The following is a 247-nucleotide window of genomic DNA, read 5'->3' as shown; positions in this document are numbered from 1 at the left end:
ACAGAAGCCATTAACTTGGTCGCTAACGGATTAAAAAAGCGCTTAAATGAAAGTCATACCATAATGATATCTCCGCTTGAGCATCATGCAAACATAGTGCCTTGGCAAATAGTGAGTCAACAAACGGGTGCTAAATTAATAGCGCTTCCACTAAATAAAAATGGCACGCTGAACACCAAAGAATGCTGTGAATTTATAAAAGAAACAAAACCTACCCTATTAGCTATTACACAAGCATCTAACACAC

At 37.7% G+C, this 247-nt stretch carries 1 protein-coding gene; it reads left to right on the top strand.

Going from position 1 to position 247, the window contains the following annotated elements:
- Positions 1-247: aminotransferase class V-fold PLP-dependent enzyme (locus AAEY83_RS17560; protein ID WP_351061236.1), on the top strand; the 247-nt coding region annotated here is incomplete at both ends.

Origin of the sequence: Psychrobacter sp. TB20-MNA-CIBAN-0197 (assembly GCF_040309765.1) — a bacterium.
Classification (GTDB): domain Bacteria; phylum Pseudomonadota; class Gammaproteobacteria; order Pseudomonadales; family Moraxellaceae; genus Psychrobacter; species Psychrobacter submarinus.
This window is presented reverse-complemented; position numbering and strand designations above follow the sequence as displayed.